25 protein-coding genes are annotated in these 23780 nt (G+C 37.9%); 11 read left to right on the forward strand and 14 right to left on the reverse strand.

Annotated elements, in window-relative coordinates; genetic code table 11:
• Positions 1–21: 21 nt before the first annotated feature.
• Genes ACZ11_RS24465 through ACZ11_RS24480 form a run of 4 tightly spaced genes read right to left on the reverse strand, consistent with a single transcriptional unit; the run spans position 22 to position 3888 of the window.
• Positions 22–1092 (reverse strand): sulfate/molybdate ABC transporter ATP-binding protein, encoded by a 1071-nt coding sequence (locus ACZ11_RS24465; RefSeq protein WP_049669139.1) that lies wholly within the window; start codon positions 1090–1092, stop codon positions 22–24.
• Between the two features lie 16 nt (positions 1093–1108).
• Positions 1109–1984: a sulfate ABC transporter permease subunit CysW gene (cysW, locus tag ACZ11_RS24470; RefSeq protein WP_049669140.1), complete on the reverse strand. Its 876-nt coding sequence runs from the start codon at positions 1982–1984 to the stop codon at positions 1109–1111.
• 9 nt (positions 1985–1993) lie between these two features.
• Positions 1994–2827 (reverse strand): sulfate ABC transporter permease subunit CysT, encoded by an 834-nt coding sequence (gene cysT / locus ACZ11_RS24475; RefSeq protein WP_049669141.1) that lies wholly within the window; start codon positions 2825–2827, stop codon positions 1994–1996.
• A gap of 11 nt (positions 2828–2838) precedes the next feature.
• Complete coding sequence (locus ACZ11_RS24480) at positions 2839–3888, reverse strand: sulfate ABC transporter substrate-binding protein (RefSeq protein WP_049669142.1); 1050 nt, start codon at positions 3886–3888, stop codon at positions 2839–2841.
• A gap of 669 nt (positions 3889–4557) precedes the next feature.
• On the opposite strand from ACZ11_RS24480, the gene ACZ11_RS24485 reads away from it, so the two are divergent.
• From ACZ11_RS24485 to cysC, 4 genes are all read left to right on the forward strand, one after another.
• On the forward strand, positions 4558–5259 hold the full coding sequence (locus ACZ11_RS24485; RefSeq protein WP_049669143.1) for a phosphoadenylyl-sulfate reductase: 702 nt from the start codon (positions 4558–4560) through the stop codon (positions 5257–5259).
• Between the two features lie 12 nt (positions 5260–5271).
• Complete coding sequence (locus tag ACZ11_RS24490) at positions 5272–6336, forward strand: inorganic phosphate transporter (protein ID WP_049669144.1); 1065 nt, start codon at positions 5272–5274, stop codon at positions 6334–6336.
• A gap of 204 nt (positions 6337–6540) precedes the next feature.
• Positions 6541–7680 (forward strand): sulfate adenylyltransferase, encoded by a 1140-nt coding sequence (gene sat / locus ACZ11_RS24495; protein WP_049669145.1) that lies wholly within the window; start codon positions 6541–6543, stop codon positions 7678–7680.
• Complete coding sequence (cysC, locus tag ACZ11_RS24500; protein ID WP_049669146.1) at positions 7677–8270, forward strand: adenylyl-sulfate kinase; 594 nt, start codon at positions 7677–7679, stop codon at positions 8268–8270. Before sat ends, cysC begins: the two co-directional genes overlap by 4 nt.
• Before the next feature lie 72 nt (positions 8271–8342).
• Here the strand turns inward: cysC and mnhG are convergent, their stop codons facing one another.
• From mnhG to ACZ11_RS24535, 7 genes are read right to left on the reverse strand one after another with little or no spacing between them, the layout of a single operon-like run.
• Positions 8343–8711 carry a monovalent cation/H(+) antiporter subunit G gene (gene mnhG, locus ACZ11_RS24505; protein ID WP_049669147.1) on the reverse strand — a complete coding sequence of 123 codons (369 nt, stop codon included), beginning with the start codon at positions 8709–8711 and terminating at the stop codon, positions 8343–8345.
• Entirely contained in the window at positions 8695–8976 is a 282-nt protein-coding gene (locus ACZ11_RS24510) for a Na(+)/H(+) antiporter subunit F1 (protein WP_049669148.1), read from the reverse strand. The genes mnhG and ACZ11_RS24510 overlap by 17 nt, the downstream gene beginning before the upstream one ends.
• The gene (locus ACZ11_RS24515; protein WP_049669149.1) at positions 8973–9452 is read right to left on the reverse strand and encodes a Na+/H+ antiporter subunit E; all 480 of its coding nucleotides are present in this window, start codon (positions 9450–9452) and stop codon (positions 8973–8975) included. Before ACZ11_RS24515 ends, ACZ11_RS24510 begins: the two co-directional genes overlap by 4 nt.
• Positions 9453–9456: 4 nt before the next feature.
• A complete protein-coding gene (locus ACZ11_RS24520) occupies positions 9457–10944 on the reverse strand; it encodes a Na+/H+ antiporter subunit D (protein ID WP_049669150.1) in 1488 nt (495 codons plus the stop codon).
• Positions 10937–11278, reverse strand: coding sequence for a Na(+)/H(+) antiporter subunit C (locus ACZ11_RS24525; protein WP_049669151.1), 342 nt, complete (start codon positions 11276–11278; stop codon positions 10937–10939). Before ACZ11_RS24525 ends, ACZ11_RS24520 begins: the two co-directional genes overlap by 8 nt.
• On the reverse strand, positions 11278–11700 hold the full coding sequence (locus ACZ11_RS24530) for a Na(+)/H(+) antiporter subunit B (protein WP_049669152.1): 423 nt from the start codon (positions 11698–11700) through the stop codon (positions 11278–11280). The genes ACZ11_RS24525 and ACZ11_RS24530 overlap by 1 nt, the downstream gene beginning before the upstream one ends.
• On the reverse strand, positions 11687–14101 hold the full coding sequence (locus ACZ11_RS24535) for a Na+/H+ antiporter subunit A (protein ID WP_082172887.1): 2415 nt from the start codon (positions 14099–14101) through the stop codon (positions 11687–11689). Before ACZ11_RS24535 ends, ACZ11_RS24530 begins: the two co-directional genes overlap by 14 nt.
• A gap of 154 nt (positions 14102–14255) precedes the next feature.
• On the opposite strand from ACZ11_RS24535, the gene ACZ11_RS24540 reads away from it, so the two are divergent.
• The gene (locus ACZ11_RS24540) at positions 14256–14819 is read left to right on the forward strand and encodes a DUF5366 family protein (protein WP_049669153.1); all 564 of its coding nucleotides are present in this window, start codon (positions 14256–14258) and stop codon (positions 14817–14819) included.
• Between the two features lie 173 nt (positions 14820–14992).
• Here the strand turns inward: ACZ11_RS24540 and ACZ11_RS24545 are convergent, their stop codons facing one another.
• Together ACZ11_RS24545 and ACZ11_RS24550 are read right to left on the reverse strand one after the other, a co-directional pair.
• Positions 14993–16843: a transglycosylase domain-containing protein gene (locus ACZ11_RS24545; protein ID WP_049669154.1), complete on the reverse strand. Its 1851-nt coding sequence runs from the start codon at positions 16841–16843 to the stop codon at positions 14993–14995.
• 508 nt (positions 16844–17351) lie between these two features.
• Entirely contained in the window at positions 17352–18059 is a 708-nt protein-coding gene (locus tag ACZ11_RS24550; protein ID WP_049669155.1) for a hypothetical protein, read from the reverse strand.
• A 100-nt stretch (positions 18060–18159) separates the two neighbouring features.
• Between ACZ11_RS24550 and ACZ11_RS24555 the strand changes: the two genes are divergently transcribed.
• The 3 genes from ACZ11_RS24555 to ACZ11_RS24565 all read left to right on the forward strand — a co-directional run bounded on the left by ACZ11_RS24555 (position 18160) and on the right by ACZ11_RS24565 (position 19359).
• A complete protein-coding gene (locus ACZ11_RS24555) occupies positions 18160–18405 on the forward strand; it encodes a hypothetical protein (RefSeq protein WP_049669156.1) in 246 nt (81 codons plus the stop codon).
• Positions 18406–18536: 131 nt separating this feature from the next.
• Positions 18537–19124, forward strand: coding sequence for a peptidylprolyl isomerase (locus ACZ11_RS24560; RefSeq protein ID WP_049669157.1), 588 nt, complete (start codon positions 18537–18539; stop codon positions 19122–19124).
• Positions 19125–19146: 22 nt separating this feature from the next.
• Positions 19147–19359, forward strand: a complete 213-nt coding sequence (locus ACZ11_RS24565; RefSeq protein ID WP_049669158.1) for a hypothetical protein — start codon at positions 19147–19149, stop codon at positions 19357–19359.
• Positions 19360–19605: 246 nt separating this feature from the next.
• Here the strand turns inward: ACZ11_RS24565 and ACZ11_RS24570 are convergent, their stop codons facing one another.
• Complete coding sequence (locus tag ACZ11_RS24570; protein WP_049669159.1) at positions 19606–20778, reverse strand: MalY/PatB family protein; 1173 nt, start codon at positions 20776–20778, stop codon at positions 19606–19608.
• Between the two features lie 72 nt (positions 20779–20850).
• Between ACZ11_RS24570 and ACZ11_RS24575 the strand changes: the two genes are divergently transcribed.
• The 3 genes from ACZ11_RS24575 (at position 20851) to ACZ11_RS24585 (ending at position 23723) form a co-directional block, all read left to right on the forward strand.
• On the forward strand, positions 20851–21111 hold the full coding sequence (locus ACZ11_RS24575) for a DUF1871 family protein (protein ID WP_082172888.1): 261 nt from the start codon (positions 20851–20853) through the stop codon (positions 21109–21111).
• 424 nt (positions 21112–21535) lie between these two features.
• Positions 21536–22084 carry an RNA polymerase sigma factor gene (locus ACZ11_RS24580; RefSeq protein WP_049669161.1) on the forward strand — a complete coding sequence of 183 codons (549 nt, stop codon included), beginning with the start codon at positions 21536–21538 and terminating at the stop codon, positions 22082–22084.
• A complete protein-coding gene (locus tag ACZ11_RS24585; RefSeq protein WP_134008654.1) occupies positions 22077–23723 on the forward strand; it encodes a hypothetical protein in 1647 nt (548 codons plus the stop codon). Before ACZ11_RS24580 ends, ACZ11_RS24585 begins: the two co-directional genes overlap by 8 nt.
• The last annotated feature ends 57 nt before the right edge of the window (positions 23724–23780 follow it).

Here is a 23780-nt window from a genome sequence, read left to right on the forward strand (position 1 = left end):
TTTCTTTGCTACAGGGCCTTTTTATATGGAAAAATCCTCGGGGATAAAGACTTTTAATTGCTTTGGTTTGATAAATACATGGTCACCAACCTTAAGCTGAAGATTAGTAAATTGTTCTTTAGTTAGTTCTGCCTCTAAAAATTCATCCATATCTTCACGACGTAGCTCAACTTGCACGATAGGTCCAAGCAAGTGGATATGGCTTACTTTGACAGGGACGGTGCCCGATACATTTGTTCTCTCAATTTGAATATCATGGGGACGTACATAGCCTACTGCTTGATCCTCTGTATGTACCTGTAAGTCAGGTACATCAATCGCAAATTCACCATGCAGGAGCTTACCATTATGTAACCGTCCTTTAAAGAGATTCACATTACCTAAAAAATCATAAACAAAAGGGCTCTTTGGATTTGTGTATACGTCGTCTGGGCTACCAATTTGCTCTATCTTGCCGTTGTTCATCACGACAATTCGGTCTGCAACATCAAGAGCCTCTTCCTGATCGTGTGTGACAAAAATGCTTGTAATATGAAAATCGTCGTGAAGTTTTCGTAGCCAACGACGCAATTCCTTGCGCACTTTAGCATCAAGTGCTCCAAAAGGTTCATCTAATAAAAGCACCTTGGGCTCCACGGCGAGAGCTCTAGCAAGTGCAACTCGCTGACGTTGCCCACCTGAAAGCTGTGTTGGGTAACGATCAGAAAAATTTTCTAGTTTGACTAGTCTTAGAAGCTCCATCACTTTGTTCTTTATTTCTAACTTAGATGGTCTTGTTTTACGAGGGCGTACTTTAAGACCATAAGCGACATTATCAAAAACTGTCATATGGCGAAAAAGCGCATAATGCTGGAACACAAAGCCTACATTTCGCTCCTTTGGATGGCGATCTATCATCGATTGACCGTCAAATAAAATCTCACCAACATCTGACGTTTCAAGTCCAGCAATAACGCGTAATAAAGAAGTCTTGCCAGAACCAGATGGGCCGAGAAGGGCAACCAGTTCCCCTGATTGAATATGAAGAGAAACATCTTCTAAAGCTTGAAAGGAACCGAATTTTTTAGATACATTATTTATTTGGATGCTCATGTTGACAATACCTCCTTTAAGCAGATTTTGATTTCCAAGCAACAATATCTTTAACGATAAGTGTAATAATGGCGATCACACTCATTAGTGAAGCGACGGCGAAGGCTGCTGCAAATTGGTACTCATTGTATAAAATTTCAATATGAAGGGGCATCGTATTTGTCATCCCTCTAATATGCCCTGATACAACAGAAACGGCACCAAATTCACCAATTGCCCGAGCATTACATAATACAAGGCCGTACAATAAGCCCCATTTGATATTTGGCAATGTCACATACCAAAACGTTTTAAAACCATTGGCACCAAGTGAAATGGACGCCTCCTCCTCGGAAGTACCTTGTGTCTGCATAAGAGGAATGAGCTCCCTTGCAACAAAGGGCAACGTGACAAAGACAGTAGCGAGGACAATACCAGGTAGCGCAAAAACAATTTTAATGTCATGTTCAAATAGCCAATCCCCAAATAGTCCCTGTGAGCCAAATAACAAAATAAATACTAATCCTGCAATAACAGGAGATACTGCAAAAGGAAGATCGACAATCGTAAGTAATAGATTTTTCCCTTTAAAGTTGAACTTTGTTAAAGCCCAAGCAGCCATAACTCCAAAGATCGCGTTTAATGGTACTGCAATCGCGACGACAGTTAAGGTTAACTTAATAGCTGCCATTGCATCTGGATGTGTGATAGCTGCTACATATACGCCTACTCCTTTTTGAAAGGCAGTGGAAAAAATTGATACTAGCGGAAGCACGATGAAAAATGCTAAAAAAGCTAGCGCAATAAATGTTAGCGTATATCGGACAAAACGTGGCTCTTGTAAGGCAGCAGACTTTGTCACTGCATTATTTTTTTCAGAAGCAACTTGCTGAATAAATGTAGACTGTTCCATAAATACCTCCTAATGTACAAAGCGACGATTTGCCAACCATTGTATTAAATTAATGCTAAATAATAGGATGAAGGACGTGACAAGCATGACCACTGCAATAGCAGTTGCACCAGCGTAGTCATATTGTTCGAGCTTTGTCATAATAATTAAAGGCGTAATTTCAGTCTTCATCGGCATATTCCCGGCGATAAAAACAACAGAACCATACTCTCCTAGCGCACGTGCAAATGCTAATGAAAAACCTGTTAAAATAGCAGGAGCAAGCTCTGGAAAAATCACTTTACGAAAGGTTTGTAGACGAGTTGCTCCAAGGCTTGCAGAGGCTTCCTCAACCTCAGCACTAATATTTTGTAAGACAGGCTGCACAGTACGGACGACAAATGGTAGCCCGATAAATGTAAGGGCAATGATAATGCCGAGTGGCGTAAAGGCAATTTTAAAATTAAAAAATTGACCAATCCAACCATTTGGCGCATAGAGTGACGTTAAGGCAATCCCTGCTACAGCGGTAGGCAAAGCAAATGGTAAATCGACAAGTCCATCGATGATTCGTTTAAACGGAAAGCTGTAGCGTACAAGCACCCAAGCAATGATTGTGCCAAAAATAACATTTAATAAACCAGCAGCGAGTGCAGTACTGAAACTTACCTTATAGGAAGCGACTGCACGAGGAGCGGTTACAATATCAATAAACTCTGCCCAGCTTAAGGACATTGTATGAATAAAAATCATCGATAGCGGCAATAGGACTAGCAAGCTAACATATAACATGGTGTAGCCAAGAGAAAGGTGGAAACCTGGAATAATGCGGCGTGTCTTTTTATTAACAGTTAAACTACTCATTACATGCCTCCTTATTGAGGTACATAAATTTCATCGAATGTACCATCATCTTTAAAATGCTTCGCTTGTGCTTCTGCCCAACCACCGAAATCATCGATTGAAACGAGTTCAAGTGTTGGGAATTGCTCTTGATATTTTGCTAGAATTTTTTCATTTCGTGGTCTATAGAAATTCTTCGCAGCAATTTCTTGACCACGCTCACTATATAAATGCTTTAAATAAGCCTCTGCTACTTCGCGTGTACCTTTTTTATCAACAATTTTGTCAACAATTGCCACAGGTGGCTCAGCTAAAATACTTAAAGAAGGTGTAATGATATCAAATTCGTCACCCAATTCTTTGAGCGTTAAATAGGCTTCATTTTCCCATGCAATTAAGACATCACCAATTTTACGTTCAACAAATGTTGTTGTAGCACCACGTGCACCAGAATCCAGTACTTCAACATTGCTATATAGTGCTTTCATAAATTCTTTTATTTTTACCTCATCATTTTTATATAATTTCCCTGCATAGGCCCAAGCGGCTAAATAGTTCCACCGTGCACCACCAGATGTTTTAGGATTTGGTGTGATGACAGATACATCGTCTTTTATTAAATCATCCCAGTCTTTAATACCCTTTGGATTGCCTTTGCGTACTAAAAAGACAATAGTAGATGTATAAGGTGTAGAGTTATTTTCAAATTCTGTTTGCCAATCTTTATTTAATAGGCCTCGAGCTTGTGCAATCTCATCAATATCGTAAGCTAGTGCTAGTGTAACAACATCAGCCTCTAGACCATCAATTACAGCTCGACCCTGTTTACCAGAGCCCCCATGTGATTGGTTTATCGTTACATCTTGACCGGTTTCATCCTTCCATTTTTTTATAAAATCTTTGTTAAATTCATCGTAAAGTTCACGTGTTGGATCATAGGATACATTTAAAAGTTCTACAGATTTTTTTGTATCCTGAGCACTTGTATTCTTTTCTGAAGAGCTACTGCCGCAACCTGTTAATGTCAGGGCTAATGCAGATATAAGTGCTAACGATTGGAGAAAATGTTTCCTTTTTTTCATAAAAAATCGCTCCTTTTTTGTCTAGTGAATACAAAAGGCCACCTACCAGTACGATTTATAATCGTCTTAAGTAGATGGCCTTCAGATTCTCTGATCAGCATTTTATCTTCACTCAGCAAATATTTTTTTATTAAAGTGCAACGGAAGTTACAAAAGAACTCCACTTGTTCCTTTTCAAAGGGTGTCCAAACATCTACTGAATGAAGATAAAGCCTCCGGACGCAATTACGCCAAGGCGAAATTGATTGGCTTGGTTCAAAGCTTATTTTTACATTAAACATATATTTCCTATTAGTCAACAAGGAATTGAGAAAATATTGCTTTTGATCATTATCATATGCAAGAATACAGTATGAAAATTTGGGCTCATTGAAATGATTTTTTTGAAAAAAGCCTAGTTGACTACTAGGTGTACTTTAGTATATATTTGGTAATAAGAAAAATGATTGTAGAACGAGGTAGCTAATACTAGTGAACAATTAATCAATTATGCCTCGGCATAATTGCGTCCGGAATCTGCATTCATCTCACCACCTATAGAGGTGGGAAATTTCTGTAGTTGAAAGAAGTTAATAATAAGCTGGCTAGTCAAACTAGAGGCGTTTTAACGAAGACATATCTATATATGTCTTTCGTTAGAACGCCTTTTTTCGTTACGAGGGGGATTATATGTTAACATATGCAACTTGGCATGAGCCAACATTGAATTTTAAGGTAGACGAAACTTATAAGGCTGCACTGGAGGTTTTGCAGTGGAGTTATGCTGATTATGGCGAGGATATCGTCTATGCATGTAGCTTTGGGATTGAGGGAATGGTCTTGATTGACCTTATTTCAAAGGTGAAGCCCGATGCTACGATTATCTTTTTAGATACAGATGTTCATTTTAAGGAAACATATGAAACGATTGATAGAGTAAAAGAAAAATATTCGAAGTTGAATATTATTATGCAAAAACCAGCACTTACATTGGAACAACAAGCAGCTGAATATGGTGATGAATTATGGAAGTCTAATCCAAACAAATGCTGCGATATTCGCAAGATTGTACCGTTACATGAAGCGTTATCGGGCGCAACAGCTTGGATTTCTGGCTTACGTCGTGAACAATCACCAACCCGACAAAATACGAACTTTATCAATCGTGACGATAAATTTAAATCCATTAAAATTTGCCCACTCATTCATTGGACATGGAAGGATGTTTGGCGATATGTCTCAAAGCATAATTTGCCGTACAATCCATTGCATGATAAAGGCTATCCAAGCATCGGCTGCGAGCACTGTACAAAACCAGCATTTACAATGGATGATTTACGTTCAGGTAGATGGCAGGGATCTGGTAAAACTGAGTGTGGGTTACATGAGTAAAGGAGTCTTGCCATGCTTGAATATGTAGCAATAGCGATTAGTTTATTTTTTGCGATGAATATAGGTGCTAGTGGAGCGGCAGCCTCAATGGGAGTTGCTTACGGAGCAGGTGCTATTAAAAAAGCTTGGCAAGCATTGCTTATTTGCTCAGTGGGCGTTTTTTCTGGGGCAGTTCTTGGAGGGGGAGAGGTAGTAAAAACAATCAGCTCCGGCATAATGCCACAGGAGTACATTACAGTAAAGATTGTCATTATTATTTTGATTTCTGCGACAAGCTCACTATTATTCGCTAATCTTTTAGGCATCCCATTATCGACGAGTGAAGTGACAGTAGGAGCAGTTGTAGGTGTAGGGATTGCCTATAAAGTGCTATATATTAAGTCATTACTTGTCATCATATCGTTTTGGGTAATAGTGCCGATCATAGCATTTATCATTGCATTTGTCTTTGGGAAGTGGCTGTATAAATTACGAGTTAAGGGCTTGTTAAAGGATCATTTAATATTAACGATTCTCCTTGTGTTCGCTGGATTTTTTGAAGCATTTTCAGCAGGGATGAATAACGTAGCAAACGCAGTTGGACCTCTTGTTGGTGCAGGAATGATAGGTGTAACAACTGGAATATTGCTTGGCGGGGCATTTGTAGCGCTTGGCGCAATGCTACTTGGAAAAAGAGTGCTTGAAACAAACGGTAAAAAAATTATGCGCTTTGAGAAGGCAGAAGGAATATTAATTTCGAGTACAGGTGCACTACTAGTCGGTATAAGCTCTATCTTTGGGCTACCCGTGCCATTAACACAAGTAACATCGTCTTCGATTATCGGAATGGGGATGGCCAAAAACGGGAAACAAATTTTTCATAAGCATATTGTGAAAAAAATAATCCGTATTTGGATTGTCTCGCCAATCTTTTCTTTAGCCATCTCCTATTTTTTAGTACAGCTATTCTTAGAAAAAGATTTCTATACCATCGTATTAATTGGCAGTATTATTGTTGGAACGCTTGGTGTAATTAGCTTAATGCGAACAATGCGTGAAGAAGAAAATTCAATATACGATTCAGGAGAAGGGATTTAAATACCCGAAAAACTATTGAATCGGCCGGGGTGTCGATCACTTTTAACGGGGAGCTGATCAAATCAGAGTTGGACCCGATAACCTCTGTAAGGAAGAAAATTAATCGCAGAAGCCTCGATTTGCCTAAGAAGATAAATCAATAAAATATGCAAATACACTTAACTATAAAACTGAGTAATTCGATAAAACTAGGAGGAGATTTTGGTGAGTTTACTACCACATGGAGGACTATTAGTGCAAGCCTTTAATCCAGAGAAGGATGTTACGCATATTAATAAAGTTATTGAGCTTGATGCCATTTCACTTAGTGATTTAGAGTTAATTGCTATTGGTGGTTACAGTCCGATTGAAGGATTTTTAACGCAGGAAGATTATGAATCAGTTGTTGAACATACACGTTTAGCGTCAGGCGTGGTATGGAGTATTCCGATTACATTACCTGTAGCAAAGGATGTAGCGGCAACATTGCAGCCGGGTGATGAGGCAAAATTAGTATATGGTGATGCTGTTTATGGCGTTATTGAAGTCGCGGATATTTATGAGCCAAATAAACGGAAAGAGGCGTTGTTAATATATGGCACGGAGGATTTAGAGCATCCTGGTGTTAAGAGGTTGCATGAACGTCCAAGTATTTATGTGGGCGGAAAAATTACATTAGTAAAACGTCTAGAGCAAAAGTTCCCAGCCTATTCATTTGATCCGTTTGAAACACGCCAGCTTTTTGCGGAAAAGGGCTGGAAAACAATTGTTGGCTTCCAAACACGGAATCCTGTGCATCGAGCACATGAATATATTCAAAAGGCAGCGCTTGAAACAATTGATGGATTATTTTTAAATCCACTAGTTGGAGAAACGAAGTCAGACGATGTTTCGGCCGCAATTCGCATGGAAAGTTACGAAGTTTTACTAAAAAATTATTATCCTGAAAATCGCGTTCAATTAGGGGTGTTTCCAGCTGCAATGCGTTATGCAGGACCAAAGGAAGCTATTTTCCATGCACTTGTACGAAAAAATTATGGCTGTACTCACTTTATCGTTGGGCGTGACCATGCAGGTGTTGGCGATTACTATGGCACATACGATGCACAAAAAATCTTTGAACAATTTACGGAAGATGAATTAGGAATTACTCCATTAAAATTTGAGCATAGCTTCTATTGCAACAAATGTGAGGGAATGGCAACGACGAAAACGTGTTCACATGATAGCTCGGCGCATGTCATTTTATCGGGTACTAAAGTTCGTGAAATGTTACGTAATGGCGAAGTACCTCCAAGTACATTTAGTCGTAAAGAGGTTGTGGATGTACTAATTAAAGGAATGCGTCAGGAGGTTATTAAGTGAGTTCAAACATCGTTTGGCACGAAGCGTCTATTACGAAAGAGGAGCGTCGTACACAAAACAAGCATCAAAGCTTTATTTTATGGTTCACCGGTCTATCAGCTTCAGGAAAATCTTCTGTGGCGAATGCCTTCGCACGCCGACTCTTTGAACGTGGCAATCAAGCATTTGTCTTAGATGGTGATAATGTTCGCCATGGCTTAAATAAGGATTTAGGATTTGATGAAGCAGGTCGAAAGGAAAATATACGACGTATTGGAGAAGTCTCTAAGCTTTTTGTGGAAAATGGACAAATTGTTCTAACTGCTTTTATTTCACCTTACCGAGAAGATCGTCAAGTTGTCCGTGAGCTTGTGGAAGCAGGGGAATTTATAGAGGTCTATGTGAAATGTTCCGTTGAAACGTGTGAAAAGCGTGATCCGAAAGGTCTTTATAAAAAAGCACGCAATGCGGAAATTACTAACTTTACGGGTATTAGTGCGCCATATGAGGAACCTGAACGTCCAGAAATTATTTTAGATACAGAAAAATGCTCAATAGAAGAATGTGTTGATCAGCTAACGAGTATTTTATTTTCCAAAGGGTATATTTAAGTTGAATAATAAAAAAATCTGCTCGATTTATTAATTAAAATCGAGCAGATTCTTTTTGTCTTTGTATCAAAGTTATTTAATGCCTTGTTCCTTTTTCATCCGGTCAATTTCAGGTCCAAGTTCGTCGTGTATTGTGCCTTTCCAAGGTTTTACGCCAGCGATGTACGAGGAGCGAGTCATAATATGCCCTCCAACAGGCCCTGTGATGAACAGGAACAGTATACCGAGTAAAATGCGGGGATTAAAGTGATCTTCAATAAGCCAAAAGTGAAAGAATACGCCAATGAGTATACACATGACGCCGAGCGTTGCACTTTTTGAAGCAGCGTGAGCGCGTGTGTACAAATCAGGTAAACGGACAAGACCAATGGCTGTCACGACAATAAATAGCACCCCTACAGAAATGAAAAAGATAACTAAACTATTAGCGAGAATTGTCACGTTTAATGATATCTCCTTTCTCTATGAATTTAGAGAAAGCAACAGTACCGATAAACGATAAAATCGCTAACAATAATATAATCTCAAGGAAGAAGCTTGTTTCAACCAATACTGAAAACAGTCCAATGAGTGAGATTACTGACACGCCCAATGAATCCAATGCTACCACACGGTCGGATGCAGAAGGTCCTTTAACCATTCGATAAATGACTGCAATCATCGATAAGCAAATCACCACAATTGCAGTAATAATAAACGTTGTCATGATTTACTCACCTCCAAAATCGCTTTCTCAAATGAATCTCGAATTGCTGTAATCGCTTCATCGACATCACTAATATCAATGGCGTGTACATACAATGTTTTTGCATCATCTGATACGTGCACTACTACTGTACCAGGTGTTAACGTAATAAGACTTGATAATAAGGTAATTTCCCATTCCTGTGTTAAAACAGTCGGATAGGCAAAGAATGCAGGCTGCATATCCAACTTAGGCTTTAAGACCACTCGAAGAACTTGTACATTCGCTAACACTAACTCCTTAAAAAAGAGTATTGTCAGTTTAATGATTGCCCAGATGCGGTAGACGTAAAGACGAGTAGTAAAAAATCTACGCATAATAATGAGCAATATAATACCGAGAATAAACCCAATAATAAAGCCTGTTGCTGTGTAATTAGAAGAAAGGAACATCCAAACGAAGGCAAGTACAAAATTTAAAATAATTTGAAATGCCATATTTCTAATCCTCCTTCATTACAGCATCTATATAAATAGATGGATCACTTAATATTTTTGCCGCATCGTCCATAAATGGAGTAATCCATTCAGAGCCTACACCATACGCTACAGTAATGAGCACTAAAAGAACCGTAGGCACAAATAGTGTATAGTAGACTTTTTTATCAACAGTACCCGTTGTTTCTTTTTCTTCACCCCAGAAGGCATAAAGGAAAATTCGAATAACCGATAATAAAACGAGAAGTGATGAAGCCAATATAAAAATACTACTCCATTTACTGCCTGCTTCAAATCCTCCCTGTACAATCAATAGCTTTCCAACGAAGCCACTAAGTGGGGGAATCCCTGCTAAACCAAATGCTGCAATTAAATAGCACCAACCGAGAGCAGGATATTTATTCATAAGACCGCCCATTTTACGTAAATCAGATGTGCCAGTAATGTAGATTACTATACCTATTAACATAAAGAGCGCTGCTTTTATAAGCATGTCATGAATTAAATAGAACATTGCACCTTTTAGGGCGATTTCATTCATTTGAGATACGCCGAATAAAATAACACCTACAGCAATGACAATATTATATATAATGATGAGCTTCACATCATGGTACGCAAGTGCACCAATACAGCCCGCAATTATTGTTGCAACTGCTAATGCCATCAGTAAATCATGTGTATACGATAAATCATGAACAAAGAACAACGTATATGTTCGAGTAATCGCATAAATACCAACCTTTGTTAGAAGTGCACCAAATAGCGCTAACACTGGTATTGGAGCTGCCGCATAAGAAGTTGGAAGCCAGAAATAAAGCGGGAAAATAGCTGCTTTTAATCCAAATACCATTAAAAATAGTACAGCTATAACCGTAACAATACCTGGCTGATTGATGTCAGCAATTTTTACTGCAATGTCTGCCATGTTTAATGTACCTACTACAGAGTATAGAAAGGCAACTGTAATAACAAATAATGCAGATGAAATAACATTAATTAGAATATATTTAATGGAACCTTTAAGCTGTCCTTTTTCGCCCCCAAGAACGATGAGCAAATAAGAGGCCATTAACAATACCTCGAAGAACACGAAAAGGTTAAAAATATCGCCTGTCGTAAATGCCCCGTTAACCCCAGTTAAAATAAACATAACGCCAGGATAATAGAAGAAGCGTTCACGTTCCTTCGTAATGGAACCAAAGCCATACCAAACAACAAAAAGAGCGATCAGCAACGTTGTTGTGACAAGCAGTGCGGACACCATATCAGAAACCATAGTAATACCATACGGCACAGGCCAATCTCCGAACGTCACCTTTTGTATACCGTCATTTTTTACCTTTGAAAGCAGTGAAATAGCTGATATAAGTGCAAGCCCTATACCAAGTAATGCGAATGAACGCTGGTATTTTAAGTTTTTCTGCCCAAACATTAAAATTATACCGAAGAAGAACGGAATGATAATCGGCAATAGAAGGAAGTTATTCATCCTCATCACTTCCTCTCATTAAGCTTATATCATCTGTCTCAAGCTCCTGATAAGAACGGTAAGCAAGGACGAGGAAGAAAGCTGTTACCCCAAAGCTAATAACGATCGCTGTTAAAATAAGCGCCTGTGGTAATGGGTCTGCAAAAGTTTTAGCCCCTTCTTTTAAAACAGGTGGTGCTTCTCCACCAAGCCCGCCCATCGTTAAAATGAGAAGATGAGCGCCATGACTTAAAAGACCTGTTCCGATAATAATACGCAATAAGCTTTTGGATAAGATTAAATAAATCGCTGCCATAAACAGAAAGCCTATGACAAACGCCATCAATATTTCCATTATTCATCCTCTCCAATCGTTTGAATAATGGTCATCGTAACGCCGACAACAACCAAATAGACACCGCTATCAAAAAGCATGGCCGTGTGTAATGACTGTTTGCCTAGAAGCGGTAAATCGAAATAATCAAAGAAATGAGTAAAAAACGGTTTACCTACAAACATTGGGAAAGCGGCTGTTGCAAGTGCTAATAGTAAGCCAATTGCAGTTAAATACGTATAATTTATTGGTAAAACCTTACGAACCGTATTTAAATCAAAGGCAAGGACTAAGAGCACAATAGCACTCGATGTCAAAAGTCCACCAACAAAGCCGCCTCCAGGTGTGTAATGACCAGCAAGGAAAATATGAATGGAGAAGAAGAAAATAATGAAGAATACAATTTTTGTTGTAAATTGTATAATTACATCATTTGTTTTCATGTGATTTCTCCTTTCTATTCATGCGTAGCTTGATCATTGCTAAAATGGCCATTCCAGCAATACCTAGCACTGTAATTTCAAATAATGTATCGAAGCCACGGTAGTCTACTAAAATTACGTTGACAATGTTTCCACCGCCGGCCTTTGAATAAACTGTTTCCTCATAATACTTCGAAATAGTTGGAATCAATTTTTGTGAATGTGCAGACAGTGCCAAAAGCGTAACCATCACACCGACTGCAATGGAAACAATCGCGCGATTTAATTGGAATCTCATGCGCTCTTCTCGTTTTCCAAGCTTAGGCAGATGATAAAACGCTAGTAAAAATAGCGCAACAGAAATCGTTTCAATGACAAGCTGTGTTAATGCTAAATCAGGAGCATTAAAGATAACGAAGAATAATGCTACTGTGTAGCCCACAGCACCAAGGCCTATAATAGCTGTTAAACGTGACTTTGCTAAAATTGTAATGGCTGTTCCAATGACTAACACCACAACTAAAATGATTTCGTAAGGGCGAATAGGTGAAGTGTCTTGGAAGGAGATTGTAAAAGCATTCTTCACAAATAAAGAGCCGATTACAATCGCCGCAATGCTACTAAACATATATAGCAGGTAGTGACGCATAGATCCCGTCATATAAATACGTGATACACGATTTAACCCAACATCTAGTCCGAGCATAATTTTGTCGTATGCATTATTTAACGTTAAAGCTCGTGGGAAGTTTTGATAAATGCCCTGCCATTTCGGTAATGCTACAAACAATAGAACCCCAAGAAGTACTATGCCAAATGTCATGATTAATTCAGGTGTAATTTCACCATGCCAAGCAGCCACGTGAATATCAATATCCTTTGGTGAATCATATAAGAATGGCTGAATAGCTTGTACTGCTGGCTTTACAAAAGTATCCCCAACTAGGTTCGGAATAAAGAATATTGTTACGACTAATGCTGCTAAAATCATCGGCGAAATTAGCATGCCAATCGGTGCCTCATGTGGTTTATGAGGTAATTTTTCTGGTTTATATTTACCTGTAAATGTTCTGAAAACAAAATAGAAGCTATAAACAAATGTAAATATACTAGCAATCCAAGCTACAATCGGGAAGAGTGCTCCCCATGTATCAAAGCCGAAAAATTCAAAATTTTGTAGTGCAAGCATTGCAGTTAAAAACATTTCCTTACTTAAGAAGCCGTTAAATGGCGGTAGACCAGCCATTGATAAGCTTCCGATTGCCGCTACTGTAAAGCTAAGCGGCATAATACTCATTAAGCCACCGAGCTTACGAATATCACGCGTACCTGTTTCATGATCGACAATACCAGCAATCATGAATAGGCTTCCTTTAAACGTTGCATGGTTGATAAGGTGGAAGATCGCCGCAAAGGCAGCATATTTAATAGTATCTGTTGGCCCATTGCCGTGAAACGCTAAAGCACTAGCGCCGAGCAAAGACATAATAAGTCCAAGCTGACTCACTGTAGAGAAAGCGAGGATTCCTTTTAAATCTGTTTGCTTCACTGCAAAGAACGAACCCCAGAATAGCGTTAAGATACCTACGCCTGTAACGAGCCATACCCAAAGTTCAGAAACAGCGAAAATCGGTGTAAAGCGTGCAACTAAATAAATACCCGCCTTTACCATAGTTGCGGAGTGGAGGTATGCACTAACTGGTGTTGGCGCTTCCATTGCATCTGGTAACCAAATGTAGAATGGGAATTGGGCAGATTTCGTAAATGCTCCTAGAAGTATTAAAACGAGCGACCAAGTGAACAGCGGATGCTGCACTAAATTAGGTGCCATTACAATAAGTTCGCGGATTGAATACGTTCCTCCCATTATATAAAGAAGGATGAATCCTCCTAACATCATTAAGCCGCCACCGACTGTAATCATCATTGACTTAAGTGCACCAAAGCGAGAGGCATCACGAGAATACCAATAGCCAATCAGTAAAAATGATGAAATAGATGTTAGCTCCCAAAAGAAGTACAGAGAAATTAAATGATCTGACTGTACTACTCCTAGCATTGCGGTCATAAATAATAATAGGTAAACATAAAAATTATGTAATTTTTCTTTATGTTTGTCTAAGTAAAAAATAGAGTAAAGTACGACCAATGAGCCAATTCCAGTAATTAGCAATGAGAATAGCAAGCTAAGTCCATCTAAATAAGAAACGATGGAAATATCGAGCGATGGAATCCAAGGAAGCTCTTGAAGAAATACTTTACCATCTGCTACTTTTCCGATATAAGATGCGTAAATAATAGCGAGTGTAGCGGGTACTGCAAGAACAAACCAGCCTGTGTGAATATTTTTAATGCTTTTATATAGAAGCGGCACAAATATTGCAGCAAGCATTGGAATGAAAATATAAAGTACTTGTAACAAAAAAACCCTCCTTTATGCAGGTAAGTATGTTAATTATAACGCACTTTTTGTATGAATGCATATGCACTCATATGATTTAGCTTGCGATAGTGGAAGAACCTCGGATATATTATAAATAGGAAGTTATCAATAATAATAGAGGATAAAATTTTTTATGAAGAACCCTTATATTTATGGTTATCTACCATTAATTACAATTTTATTGTTTAGTTTGACATTTGGGATGTATGCAGTAAGTGAATCGTTGCAAGTTTTTCATGCAATTGGTGTGTATTCCGGTATGCGTGAGTTTTTATCCGATTTCGAGCTCCGTGTATTCTTGCTAATTGTCTTTGCCGTAATCTTTTTTATGCTATTTTCAGCATTGAAATTAGTAGGGGAAACTATTCATGAGCTAGGAATGTTATTTTTCTCAAAGGATCATGATGGTGCGACAGTGAATCAAGCCCGAGGCGGATACATCATTTTATTAGTTGGGGCAATCTGTTCAGCCTTTGCTATTCAATTTATTTACGTTTTAGTCGGTATTTTTGTCTTAACCGTTTTTATCTACTTTATTTACCTTATCTATAAAATGAGTCATTATATGTCGATGGGTGGAACGATTGGCTTACTTGTATTTGAGCTTTTTATGTGGACAATACTATTAACGCTATTAGTTTATGTTGTTTTAAAATTGTATAATGGCATTTTGGCAAGTTTACCGTTTGCTCATTAAATGCCTCGGTTTCATTAAGTGTTTATTAAATAAATAACAAAGAAAGGAGCGGCCCCAGTCTTAGGGCTGCTCCTTTTAACTTCTTTCAGCGGATGTCCAAACACACAAAGCCGATTCCGGACGCATTGTTTATCTGCGCGAAAGCTACAATTATGCCGAAGCATAATTGATCTTTATTCAAGTAATACATTAAATAACTTGTGATGAATCTTATAAGATTCTAATCTCTCCATAGATTGTGGCTTATCGTAGCCAAGCCATACTGCTGCAGTGTATTCATCATTTAATCCGGCAAGCCAGTAGTCGCGATAGTTGTTAGTTGTTCCTGTTTTGGCACCGACATAGTTACTTCTACTATAAACGCCTTGCCCGGTACCTTTAGTAACAACATCTGTAAGCATCGAACGCATATAATTAACGGTTTTCGGTGACCAAATTTGATCGCGTGCTGAATCCCAGCTGTAAAGCTCCGTGCCATCAGATGCTGTTACTTTACGGATGCTATGGGCAAGTACGTATGAGCCGTCTATAAAGCTTGTATAAGCATCTGCTAGCTCAAGTGCTGTAACACCATACGTTAATCCTCCTAAAGAGGCAGAATAATTATGATCTTTTGCTACGATGGAGCGGAAATTAAAGCGATCTAAGTAACTAAAGGCTGTATCAATTCCGACTGTGTTAAATAAACGGAGAGCCGATGTATTGTAGCTATTTCGAAATGCTACTCGAATTGGTACATCACCGTATTTAAAGCCTCCATAGTTTTGTGGACAAAATGAACCGACGCAATAACTGCCGCCACTGACAATAGAATCAGGTGTATGTGCTGTTGTCTCAAAGAAAGGAGCATATACCGCAAGCGGCTTAAAGGCAGAGCCTGGCTGACGCGTACCTTGAAAGGCACGATGAAAACCAAATTTTTCGTAGTTTTTCCCAGCATAAAGACTAACAACTTCACGGGATGTGTTATCAATAACTGCTCCAGCGGCTTGCAATTTGCCTGAGCCTAAAATTGCAGTCATTTTATTCTCATCATGTGCTTGTTTGTCTGGATCAAGCGCGGTATAAATCGTTAATCCATTTTGGAATAATGTATTGAGTCGATTGTCTAGCTGCGCTTTGATTTTCTTCTTCTCTTCGTCGCTTTGTGTTTTGGCAAGACGATCCGAATAGCCTTCTTTTTCTGCAACTAACCATTTAAGCTCTTGTAGGACGTAAGTACTGTACATAGGGTAGCTTTGCGCTTTATTCTTTACATTTAATGTTATCGTTTCAGCTTTATATGTAATGGCATCTTCTTTTGTTATAGCGCTGCTCGTTGCGAGTGTATCTAATAACCGCTCCTGCCTTGCCTTTGTTTTATCAAAGTTTTTTAAAGGATTATACAGTGAAGGGTTATTTGGAATGGCAGCAATAAATGCAATTTCTGCTATAGATAATTCTTGGAGTGGTTTTTGAAAATAATATGTAGCTGCTCCACCGATTCCATAAACTTGATTGCTAAAATAGGCTTCATTTAGATACATCGTTAATATCTCGTCTTTATCAAATTCTTTCTCAAGCTCATGGGAGTAAAAGATCTCTGTTAATTTTCGTTCATATGTTTTTTCGTCGGATAAATAACGCATACGAACGAGCTGTTGTGTAATGGTGCTAGCACCTTGAGAAGTTGAATTTGTGCTTGAGTTAGCAACAACTGCACGGACGATAGCACTGAGGTCAAAGCCGATATGCTCATAAAAATGAGCGTCCTCACTTGCGATGAAAATTTCCTGGGCAATTTTTGGGATTTTCTGTAATGTTAGAGGTTGACGCCATTCGACATATTCCTCGCTAAATGTTTTGCCGTTTCGATCAACAAGTGTTACTGGAAGCTGTGGCTGTATTTCCGGTAAATGAATAGCGCTTGCAATTTGCTCTTCATGGGCTTGTGCCGCATTGATTTCTGACCTAATGTTTGTAGTAATCCACCAAAGGACAGGTAAGGATAGTAAAATGATAAAAAAACCAAAAGCCTTTTTCATGTGTGCCTCCACTCTAAATATGAGTCACTCAACAGAATAACATAATTTGGATAGTTTCCAAATACGCGTTCCGACCTATTTGTTTTTATCAAATAATTTTGCCATGAAGTTGGAGATAACGGTTGTTAAAACGTATCTTCATTTAATAGAAAACTCCTACCTGTAAAGGTGGTGAGATGAACGCGGATGTGATTCCTTTGCAGTGAGTGTCCGAAAACTACTGAAATAGAGTAACTCAGTCTAAGAACGCCACGTCCTATGGCATTACCGAAATGTTCGACATCGTGTCGACCCTGGCACAATTCATAATCCCGACGTATTGTTTAACTGCGCGAAAGCGAAGCATCAGCGGCAAATGTTTTCTGTAGCGAAAGTGAAACGGCAACTACAATTACGTCAAGTCGAAATTGCTTAGAGTTGATTGGAGTGTAGGCAGCGCGACTAGCACCACAGCTGAGACCTTGGAGAGAGCAGGCAGAGGAACGAAGGCTAATAGCATCAACAAAGCTTAAGCTATTTTTTCTTGTCTGTAACTTATGAAAAGTGGAATTATACATAACAATCCAAGGAGAATGGACAGGATTAAGGTGTTGATTGGATTATCTTTTACTTTTGTATCTTCTTTGTGTTTTTTTTCAAATTCCTTTACTTCTTCTGTTGTATTTACTTTATTGTTTGGAACAAATTCATTTTTATTTACATCATAGTAATAGAATCCGTGTTTGTTAAAGGTGAAAAAGTCATCTCTAACCGTCTTATATGAACTTGAAATCATCGCTAAGTCCACTTTTTCCGTATCAATCTTTGGTTTTACATATTTTTCACTTTCTGCTGTAAACAATTCTTTTTCTTTTTTTAATAAGTTGGCTGCTTCACTCTTTACTTTTTCTACATCTTGAAGCGTTGTTGCTTTTTTCAAACCCTCTTCGATAAAGGCTATTTGTTTCGTTTTCATTTTTTCTTCAAATTCTTTGGTTTTTTGCTCTAATAATGATTTATCCTCTTTTTCTGTTTTTATCAGTACCGTTTTTGTTTCTTGTGCTAATATTTTGGCGGAGTCGTTTTTGTAATAATGAACTTCTTTTTTATTTTTATTATTTACTGAATTCAAGTGCTCTTCTGTAGCGATTTTTGTTGCCATGCTGGCAGATGAAAAAACGATACTCAACATACATACCGACAGACCGATTAAACTTATTTTTTGTATAAATTTCATTGCAATCCCTCCGTTTTTTCTACTTTTATCCATATAATCCATCTTTATTATCAATCAAGGGGATATATGAACAATCATAAAAAATATAAGGAGGGTTAATATGAAAGAATATTTCTTAACCGAAGAACAGTACTGTGATAACGCCTTCGTGACCAACATCGTGCCGCTGCCGCTACGCTTTCGCGCAAAAGACATCGTGCCGCTGCCGCTACGTTTAGCACTACGCTTTCAAAACATCTTCAACTGTCGCTTCGCTTTAGCACAAAAAACACTTATTGGCCTAAGTGGCTCATCGGAGGCCCACAGGAAATCAACCACACATTATGGTGATAAGCTAAAAAATTAAAAGTGCAAAAAATCGTCAATACTTTGGTGAAGAAAACCAGTAAGAAGTATGTTAGACTAAAATGAGGTCAGAAATGATAGTACTATCATTTTCATTGAAACTGAAATTTTACATTTAAAGGAGAGACTTCAATGTTTCCACAATTAACAACAGAAGTACTAGAAGGCGAAGTACTTGTAGAAATGAAAACAACATTAGGTGCCATCAAAATTAAATTATTCCCAGAGCATGCACCGAAAACTGTTGAAAACTTTTTAGGCCATGCAAAATCAGGATACTATGACGGCATCATTTTCCACCGTGTAATCCAAGACTTTATGATTCAAGGTGGTGACCCAACTGGTACAGGTATGGGCGGCGAATCAATTTGGGGTAACTCTTTCGAAGATGAGTTCTCTGACAAAGTATTTAATCTTCGCGGTGCCCTTTCAATGGCAAATGCGGGTCCAAACACAAATGGTTCACAATTCTTTATCGTACAAATGAAGCACCTTCCAAGTGATATGCTTCGTCAATTACAAGGTGCTGGCTTCCCAGAAGAGATTATTGAAGCATATGCTCAAAATGGTGGTACTCCTTGGTTAGACCATAAGCATACAGTATTTGGTCATGTTGTTGAAGGTATGGACATCGTTGACAAACTTGCAGACGTAGAAAAAGACATGCGTGATAAACCAGTAGAAGATGTGAAAATCGAGTCAATTACAGTTTTTGAATAATAATTGTAAGGACGTGTAAAACATGAAACATTTAATGTATCAATTTTTATATTTCCCTGAAGATAAATCAGGCTATGTTCCTGCAGCTTTTGAATTTTTAATAATGCTTATATTATGTATTGTTGTCTTTACCGTTTTCCGTAAGATTTCTAAGAAACAAGAAATGAAATCAAAGGAACTCGAAGCACGTATTCTTTCAGAGAAAAATAATACAAACAATCAGCAAAATATTTAACTGCATTCAGCGGGTGTCCAAACACCCACTAAAATAGAGGAACTCAGTCATTATGCCGAGGCATAATTGATTGTACCAGATGCCCCGCTGTCTTTTATGACTGCGGGGCATCTGACTTTCTCATTAATCTTATGTTAAAATACCTCAAGTATTATTTGTCTTCGCACCCTTCTCCATTTGAGATATATTTTCTAAACAAAAAAGGATATCTCAGAAAAACTTGAGATATCCTTCACTATTTACTTTCTATTGTTCAAGTGCTTTCTTAAAGCGCTGAACACCGTCTTTCACTGTGTCAAATGAGCAAGCGACGTTCATACGCAGGAAGCCGCAACCCTCTTCGCCATATTTTGATCCTGGCTCTAATGCTAGCTTGCCATTTTCCAGCAAGCGTTGCATGATTTCTTTTTCATCAAGACCTAATTCTCGGTAATCAATCCAAAGTAAATAAGTGCCTTGAGGTTTATTAATATGGATACCAGGTAATTGTCCTAATTCAGCAATTACATAGTCCATATTGTTTGAAATGTAAGTAAGCATGTCATTTAACCATGGGGAACCCTCTGTATAAGCATCCTGAAGTGCAACAGAAGCAAAGGTATTTACTGAGCCTTGCCCACTAGCCATATGAACTGCTTCTAGTAGCATACGCTTTTCCTTATCAGGCACAATCATATAGGCAACTTGAATACCAGCTAGATTGAATGTTTTTGTCGGTGCCATGCACGTAATAATACGATCAATTTCATCACCAGCGATTTTTGCTAATGGTGTATGTTTTGAGCCATCCAACATTAAATCGGAATGAATTTCATCGGAAATAATCACTACATCATATTTTGCACATAGTCGTACGATTTCCTTTAATGTAGCTTCATCCCATACATAACCTCCTGGATTATGTGGATTACACAATATGTAGGCTTTCACATTTTGAGCAAGTGCTTGCTCAAAGGCTTCAAAGTCGTAAATAAATGTCCCATCTTTTTCTACTAAAGGACAACTAACAATCTCTCTACCATTACTTTTTGGGATATTATAAAATGGCGGATAGACAGGTGCGGAAATAAGTACTTTATCTCCTGGATTTGTAAATGCCTTGATACTGTCCGCTAAAGCGGCAACAACACCGTTACAGAAAACAATGGATTCTTTGTCAATGTGCCAATCATGATGAGCATTCTGCCAGTCTACGATCGCCTGCACTGCTTCATTACTAACAAAGCTATAGCCGAAAACAGTCTTTTCAGCATGCTCTTGTAGTGCTTTTGATACGGCTGCTGGAGCGGGGAAATCCATATCGGCTACCCACATTGGTAGTATGTCTGAAGCATCTTGTAGCCCATATACATTTTCCACTGCGTCCCATTTTACTGAGTTTGTACAACGACGTTTAATAGTTTGATCGAAATTAGACAAGCAAATCACTCTTTTCTTTTTTATTTACTATGGTATCATACGAGTATGATAAAAGGATAATAGGTGAGTATTTTGGAAAATATAAAAATGAATCAAGCAGCCGTACATCTGCTAGAGGAGTGGGATCCATTCCACTTAGGTCCAGATCATTATGATACTGAAACCGCTGATGTTGTAGCAGCATTGCAAGGTATTGATGATCCATCTACTCTTGCAAAGGTTATTCAAGAAACATATGAGCATTCGTTTGAAGAATGGATTCCATTTGAAGATTGTGTAGCCATTTCGTACAAACTTATTGCGATAAAATTTGAAGCAAAATGCATTATTTAACTTCTTTCAGTAGGTATCCAAACACCTGCTGAAAGGTGTTATGCAAGCGCAAAGCCGAATTTTGACGCAATGATGCTTTTGCTTTTCTATAGAAAACGAGGTTGTCTTTCAATTTTGAGACAACCTCGTTTTTTTGTGTTTGGATTTATTCTTAGAAAGAAAAAACTGTTTAACTTCTTCAGCGGTGTCCAAACATCCGCTGAAAGAAGTTAAAGCCTCCGGCGGATGTCACGGAATCGGAAAGGAGTTCTTAGAGGATGTTAGCCTAAAACCATCGCATCCATGCGATAACGGCTAACTGACCTGCATCGTGCAGGCCTAAGCACAAAGCCGATTCCGGACGCAATTATGCCATGGCATAATTGATATAATATGTAACAATTGGGAGGAATGATTCGTTACATGTGCAAAAGGGGGAATGACGGTGACAGAAACTGAGTTAATAGAACGAGCTCAGCAAGGAGACAAAGAAGCCTATATAGAGCTGATTAGAATATATCAAAGCACAGTTGAAAAATTTGCCTTTCAATGTGGCGTGCAGAGTAATGATTTAGCAGATGTTTCACAGGAGGTATTTGTCAAGCTCTATCGTTTTTTAGACCAATTTAAGCAGGATCGTTTTACGACATGGCTCTATAAAATCACATTAAATGCAACGCGTGATTATTATCGCAAAGAACAACGAGAGCAAGCTAAGGAAGAAAGGCTAAGTGCACAACAACAAATGCCCTCATCTTCAGCAGAAAAGCATGTCCTTAATTTTGAGGAGGATAGGCTATTACATAATGCTATTAAAGAACTCGATGAAAAATATCGGTATCCACTCATATTATTTTACTTCCATGAATTAAAGTATGAGGAGATTGCGGAAGTACTAAATATTTCGTTATCAACTGTTAAAGTTCGTATATTGCGTGCAAAGGAAAAGCTCAAAGTGGTGTTAGTGCTGGAGGGGAGTGTTGAAAATGGATGATAAACAGTTTGAAAAGCGAATGGAGCTTCTAAAAAAATCCTATAATCGCATGAAACCACAGTTAGATCCAGAAGCCGTTTTCGCACAAATCGAGGCAGAAAATGCAACACAAAAAGCACAAGAAACAGTAACAACACAAAAGCCCCCCTCAAGATGGCAAAAGCCAGCTATCTGGATAGCAAGCATTGCTAGTGTACTTTTATTAAGCGTTCTTGTTTCGTCGTATGTCATTAATCAACCAGAAAGCATTAATGGTAAGAAAGATGTTTCGCAGAAAGAAAAACAGGAAGTTGGAATTCAAGAATGGATCGAAAACATTACTAAAAAATATAACAGTAAAAAAGAACAAATAAGAAGAGAATTAAAAGTTTCTATTGATGAACTAAATGCATTTGAATTTATTAAAGAGGCTGACTACATGCTAGACTTCTATACAAAAAGGAGTTCTCATGTAAAAGAAGAAGATGTACAGATTTTAAAATTTAATGAGGAATCTATACTTAATAAATTAATGACACCAAGAAGAGCCCTAGAAGCCATTGATGAATATAATAATTTAACGTTCGATGAATCTTTAGAGATATATCGTTTATATGAAAAAACTGCACTGGAATTAGAGGATTTTTACAGTGGTCTTCTTAAACCATATGAATCTCTTCTAAAGAAGTCAAAAGATATTAATGCATATCCGTCAGATTTAAAGATAATTATTGAGGCCGCAAATAATCAATTCATGGAATTGAAAGAGAATGAAGAGGGAGCGTTTTATTTTAAAGCCACGCCAATTTACGGTGAATTTTCGCCACCCAATATCAATAAATTGCATCCTGATACTTTTGGTTACTTTGAGTATTTAGAAAAGGGGCAGTTATTATTAGCAGATGATTTAAGGTATACACGAGAAGAAACCGCTAAATCCTTGAAAATAATGGAGCGTACGTTACTAGCTGATGTGAACGCTGATTCACCTACTTATAAGGTTTTAAGACAAAACTTTGAAAATACATGGTTGGTGTTGATGAAGGGAACTGCAAGTTATCCTGCTCTTACAAAAAATGGGGAACCTCATAAAGATTATATGGATTTTTTACAAAAAGTAGCTAATGGAAACTATGGGGAAGTAATGAAAAAAACTGCTTCAACAATTTTAAATGAACTACAACAAGACAATCGTTCAGATACTTTAACTCAGTTATCAGCTTACGATATTTGGACTATCATATTGCAAACTCGAGAAGAAACAGCAGGATTTATTAATGATAGTGATTTTACTATTGTAAGTATTGATGAATCACAAATAAAGAGTGTATATGAACAATATAAAAAAAGTGATAATGAAGCATTTATCAATCAACTAAGCCCATTGAATATGGTTTCTCTTTATTTATTTGCAATAACAATTGGAGACGAATCTTTGCAAAAAGCTATATTATGGCCAAAAACGAACATTAATACAAGTTCGTTAGACAAAGTTAAAAGTTTAGATATCTTTAGCCAATTAGGTGAATATGATGGTATTTATCCAATGGTTGCTGCTCGTGTTTCTGGAGAGTATCAGGATATGTATGGAAGGCAATTTCTTATTAAATTAGCGAAAAACAAAGAAGGTAATTATCGCATAACAGGGATCATTGATTGATGGGATGATTTTTTGCCCCACTAAAACACGTATGTTATAATTTATGGTGATATATAC

Source organism: Lysinibacillus xylanilyticus, assembly GCF_001183605.1.
Taxonomy (GTDB): Bacteria; Bacillota; Bacilli; order Bacillales_A; family Planococcaceae; genus Lysinibacillus; species Lysinibacillus xylanilyticus.

What these genes read in the sequence shown, in the direction of transcription:
- ACZ11_RS24465 (WP_049669139.1), bottom strand. Translation starts at nt 1,092, where the DNA reads ATGAGCATCCAAATAAATAATGTATCTAAAAAATTCGGTTCCTTTCAA.
- cysW (WP_049669140.1), bottom strand. Translation starts at nt 1,984, where the DNA reads ATGGAACAGTCTACATTTATTCAGCAAGTTGCTTCTGAAAAAAATAAT.
- cysT (WP_049669141.1), bottom strand. Translation starts at nt 2,827, where the DNA reads ATGAGTAGTTTAACTGTTAATAAAAAGACACGCCGCATTATTCCAGGT.
- ACZ11_RS24480 (WP_049669142.1), bottom strand. Translation starts at nt 3,888, where the DNA reads ATGAAAAAAAGGAAACATTTTCTCCAATCGTTAGCACTTATATCTGCA.
- ACZ11_RS24485 (WP_049669143.1), top strand. Translation starts at nt 4,558, where the DNA reads ATGTTAACATATGCAACTTGGCATGAGCCAACATTGAATTTTAAGGTA.
- ACZ11_RS24490 (WP_049669144.1), top strand. Translation starts at nt 5,272, where the DNA reads ATGCTTGAATATGTAGCAATAGCGATTAGTTTATTTTTTGCGATGAAT.
- ACZ11_RS24510 (WP_049669148.1), bottom strand. Translation starts at nt 8,976, where the DNA reads ATGACAACGTTTATTATTACTGCAATTGTGGTGATTTGCTTATCGATG.
- ACZ11_RS24515 (WP_049669149.1), bottom strand. Translation starts at nt 9,452, where the DNA reads ATGGCATTTCAAATTATTTTAAATTTTGTACTTGCCTTCGTTTGGATG.
- ACZ11_RS24520 (WP_049669150.1), bottom strand. Translation starts at nt 10,944, where the DNA reads ATGAATAACTTCCTTCTATTGCCGATTATCATTCCGTTCTTCTTCGGT.
- ACZ11_RS24525 (WP_049669151.1), bottom strand. Translation starts at nt 11,278, where the DNA reads ATGGAAATATTGATGGCGTTTGTCATAGGCTTTCTGTTTATGGCAGCG.
- ACZ11_RS24530 (WP_049669152.1), bottom strand. Translation starts at nt 11,700, where the DNA reads ATGAAAACAAATGATGTAATTATACAATTTACAACAAAAATTGTATTC.
- ACZ11_RS24540 (WP_049669153.1), top strand. Translation starts at nt 14,256, where the DNA reads ATGAAGAACCCTTATATTTATGGTTATCTACCATTAATTACAATTTTA.
- ACZ11_RS24545 (WP_049669154.1), bottom strand. Translation starts at nt 16,843, where the DNA reads ATGAAAAAGGCTTTTGGTTTTTTTATCATTTTACTATCCTTACCTGTC.
- ACZ11_RS24550 (WP_049669155.1), bottom strand. Translation starts at nt 18,059, where the DNA reads ATGAAATTTATACAAAAAATAAGTTTAATCGGTCTGTCGGTATGTATG.
- ACZ11_RS24555 (WP_049669156.1), top strand. Translation starts at nt 18,160, where the DNA reads ATGAAAGAATATTTCTTAACCGAAGAACAGTACTGTGATAACGCCTTC.
- ACZ11_RS24560 (WP_049669157.1), top strand. Translation starts at nt 18,537, where the DNA reads ATGTTTCCACAATTAACAACAGAAGTACTAGAAGGCGAAGTACTTGTA.
- ACZ11_RS24565 (WP_049669158.1), top strand. Translation starts at nt 19,147, where the DNA reads ATGAAACATTTAATGTATCAATTTTTATATTTCCCTGAAGATAAATCA.
- ACZ11_RS24585 (WP_134008654.1), top strand. Translation starts at nt 22,077, where the DNA reads ATGGATGATAAACAGTTTGAAAAGCGAATGGAGCTTCTAAAAAAATCC.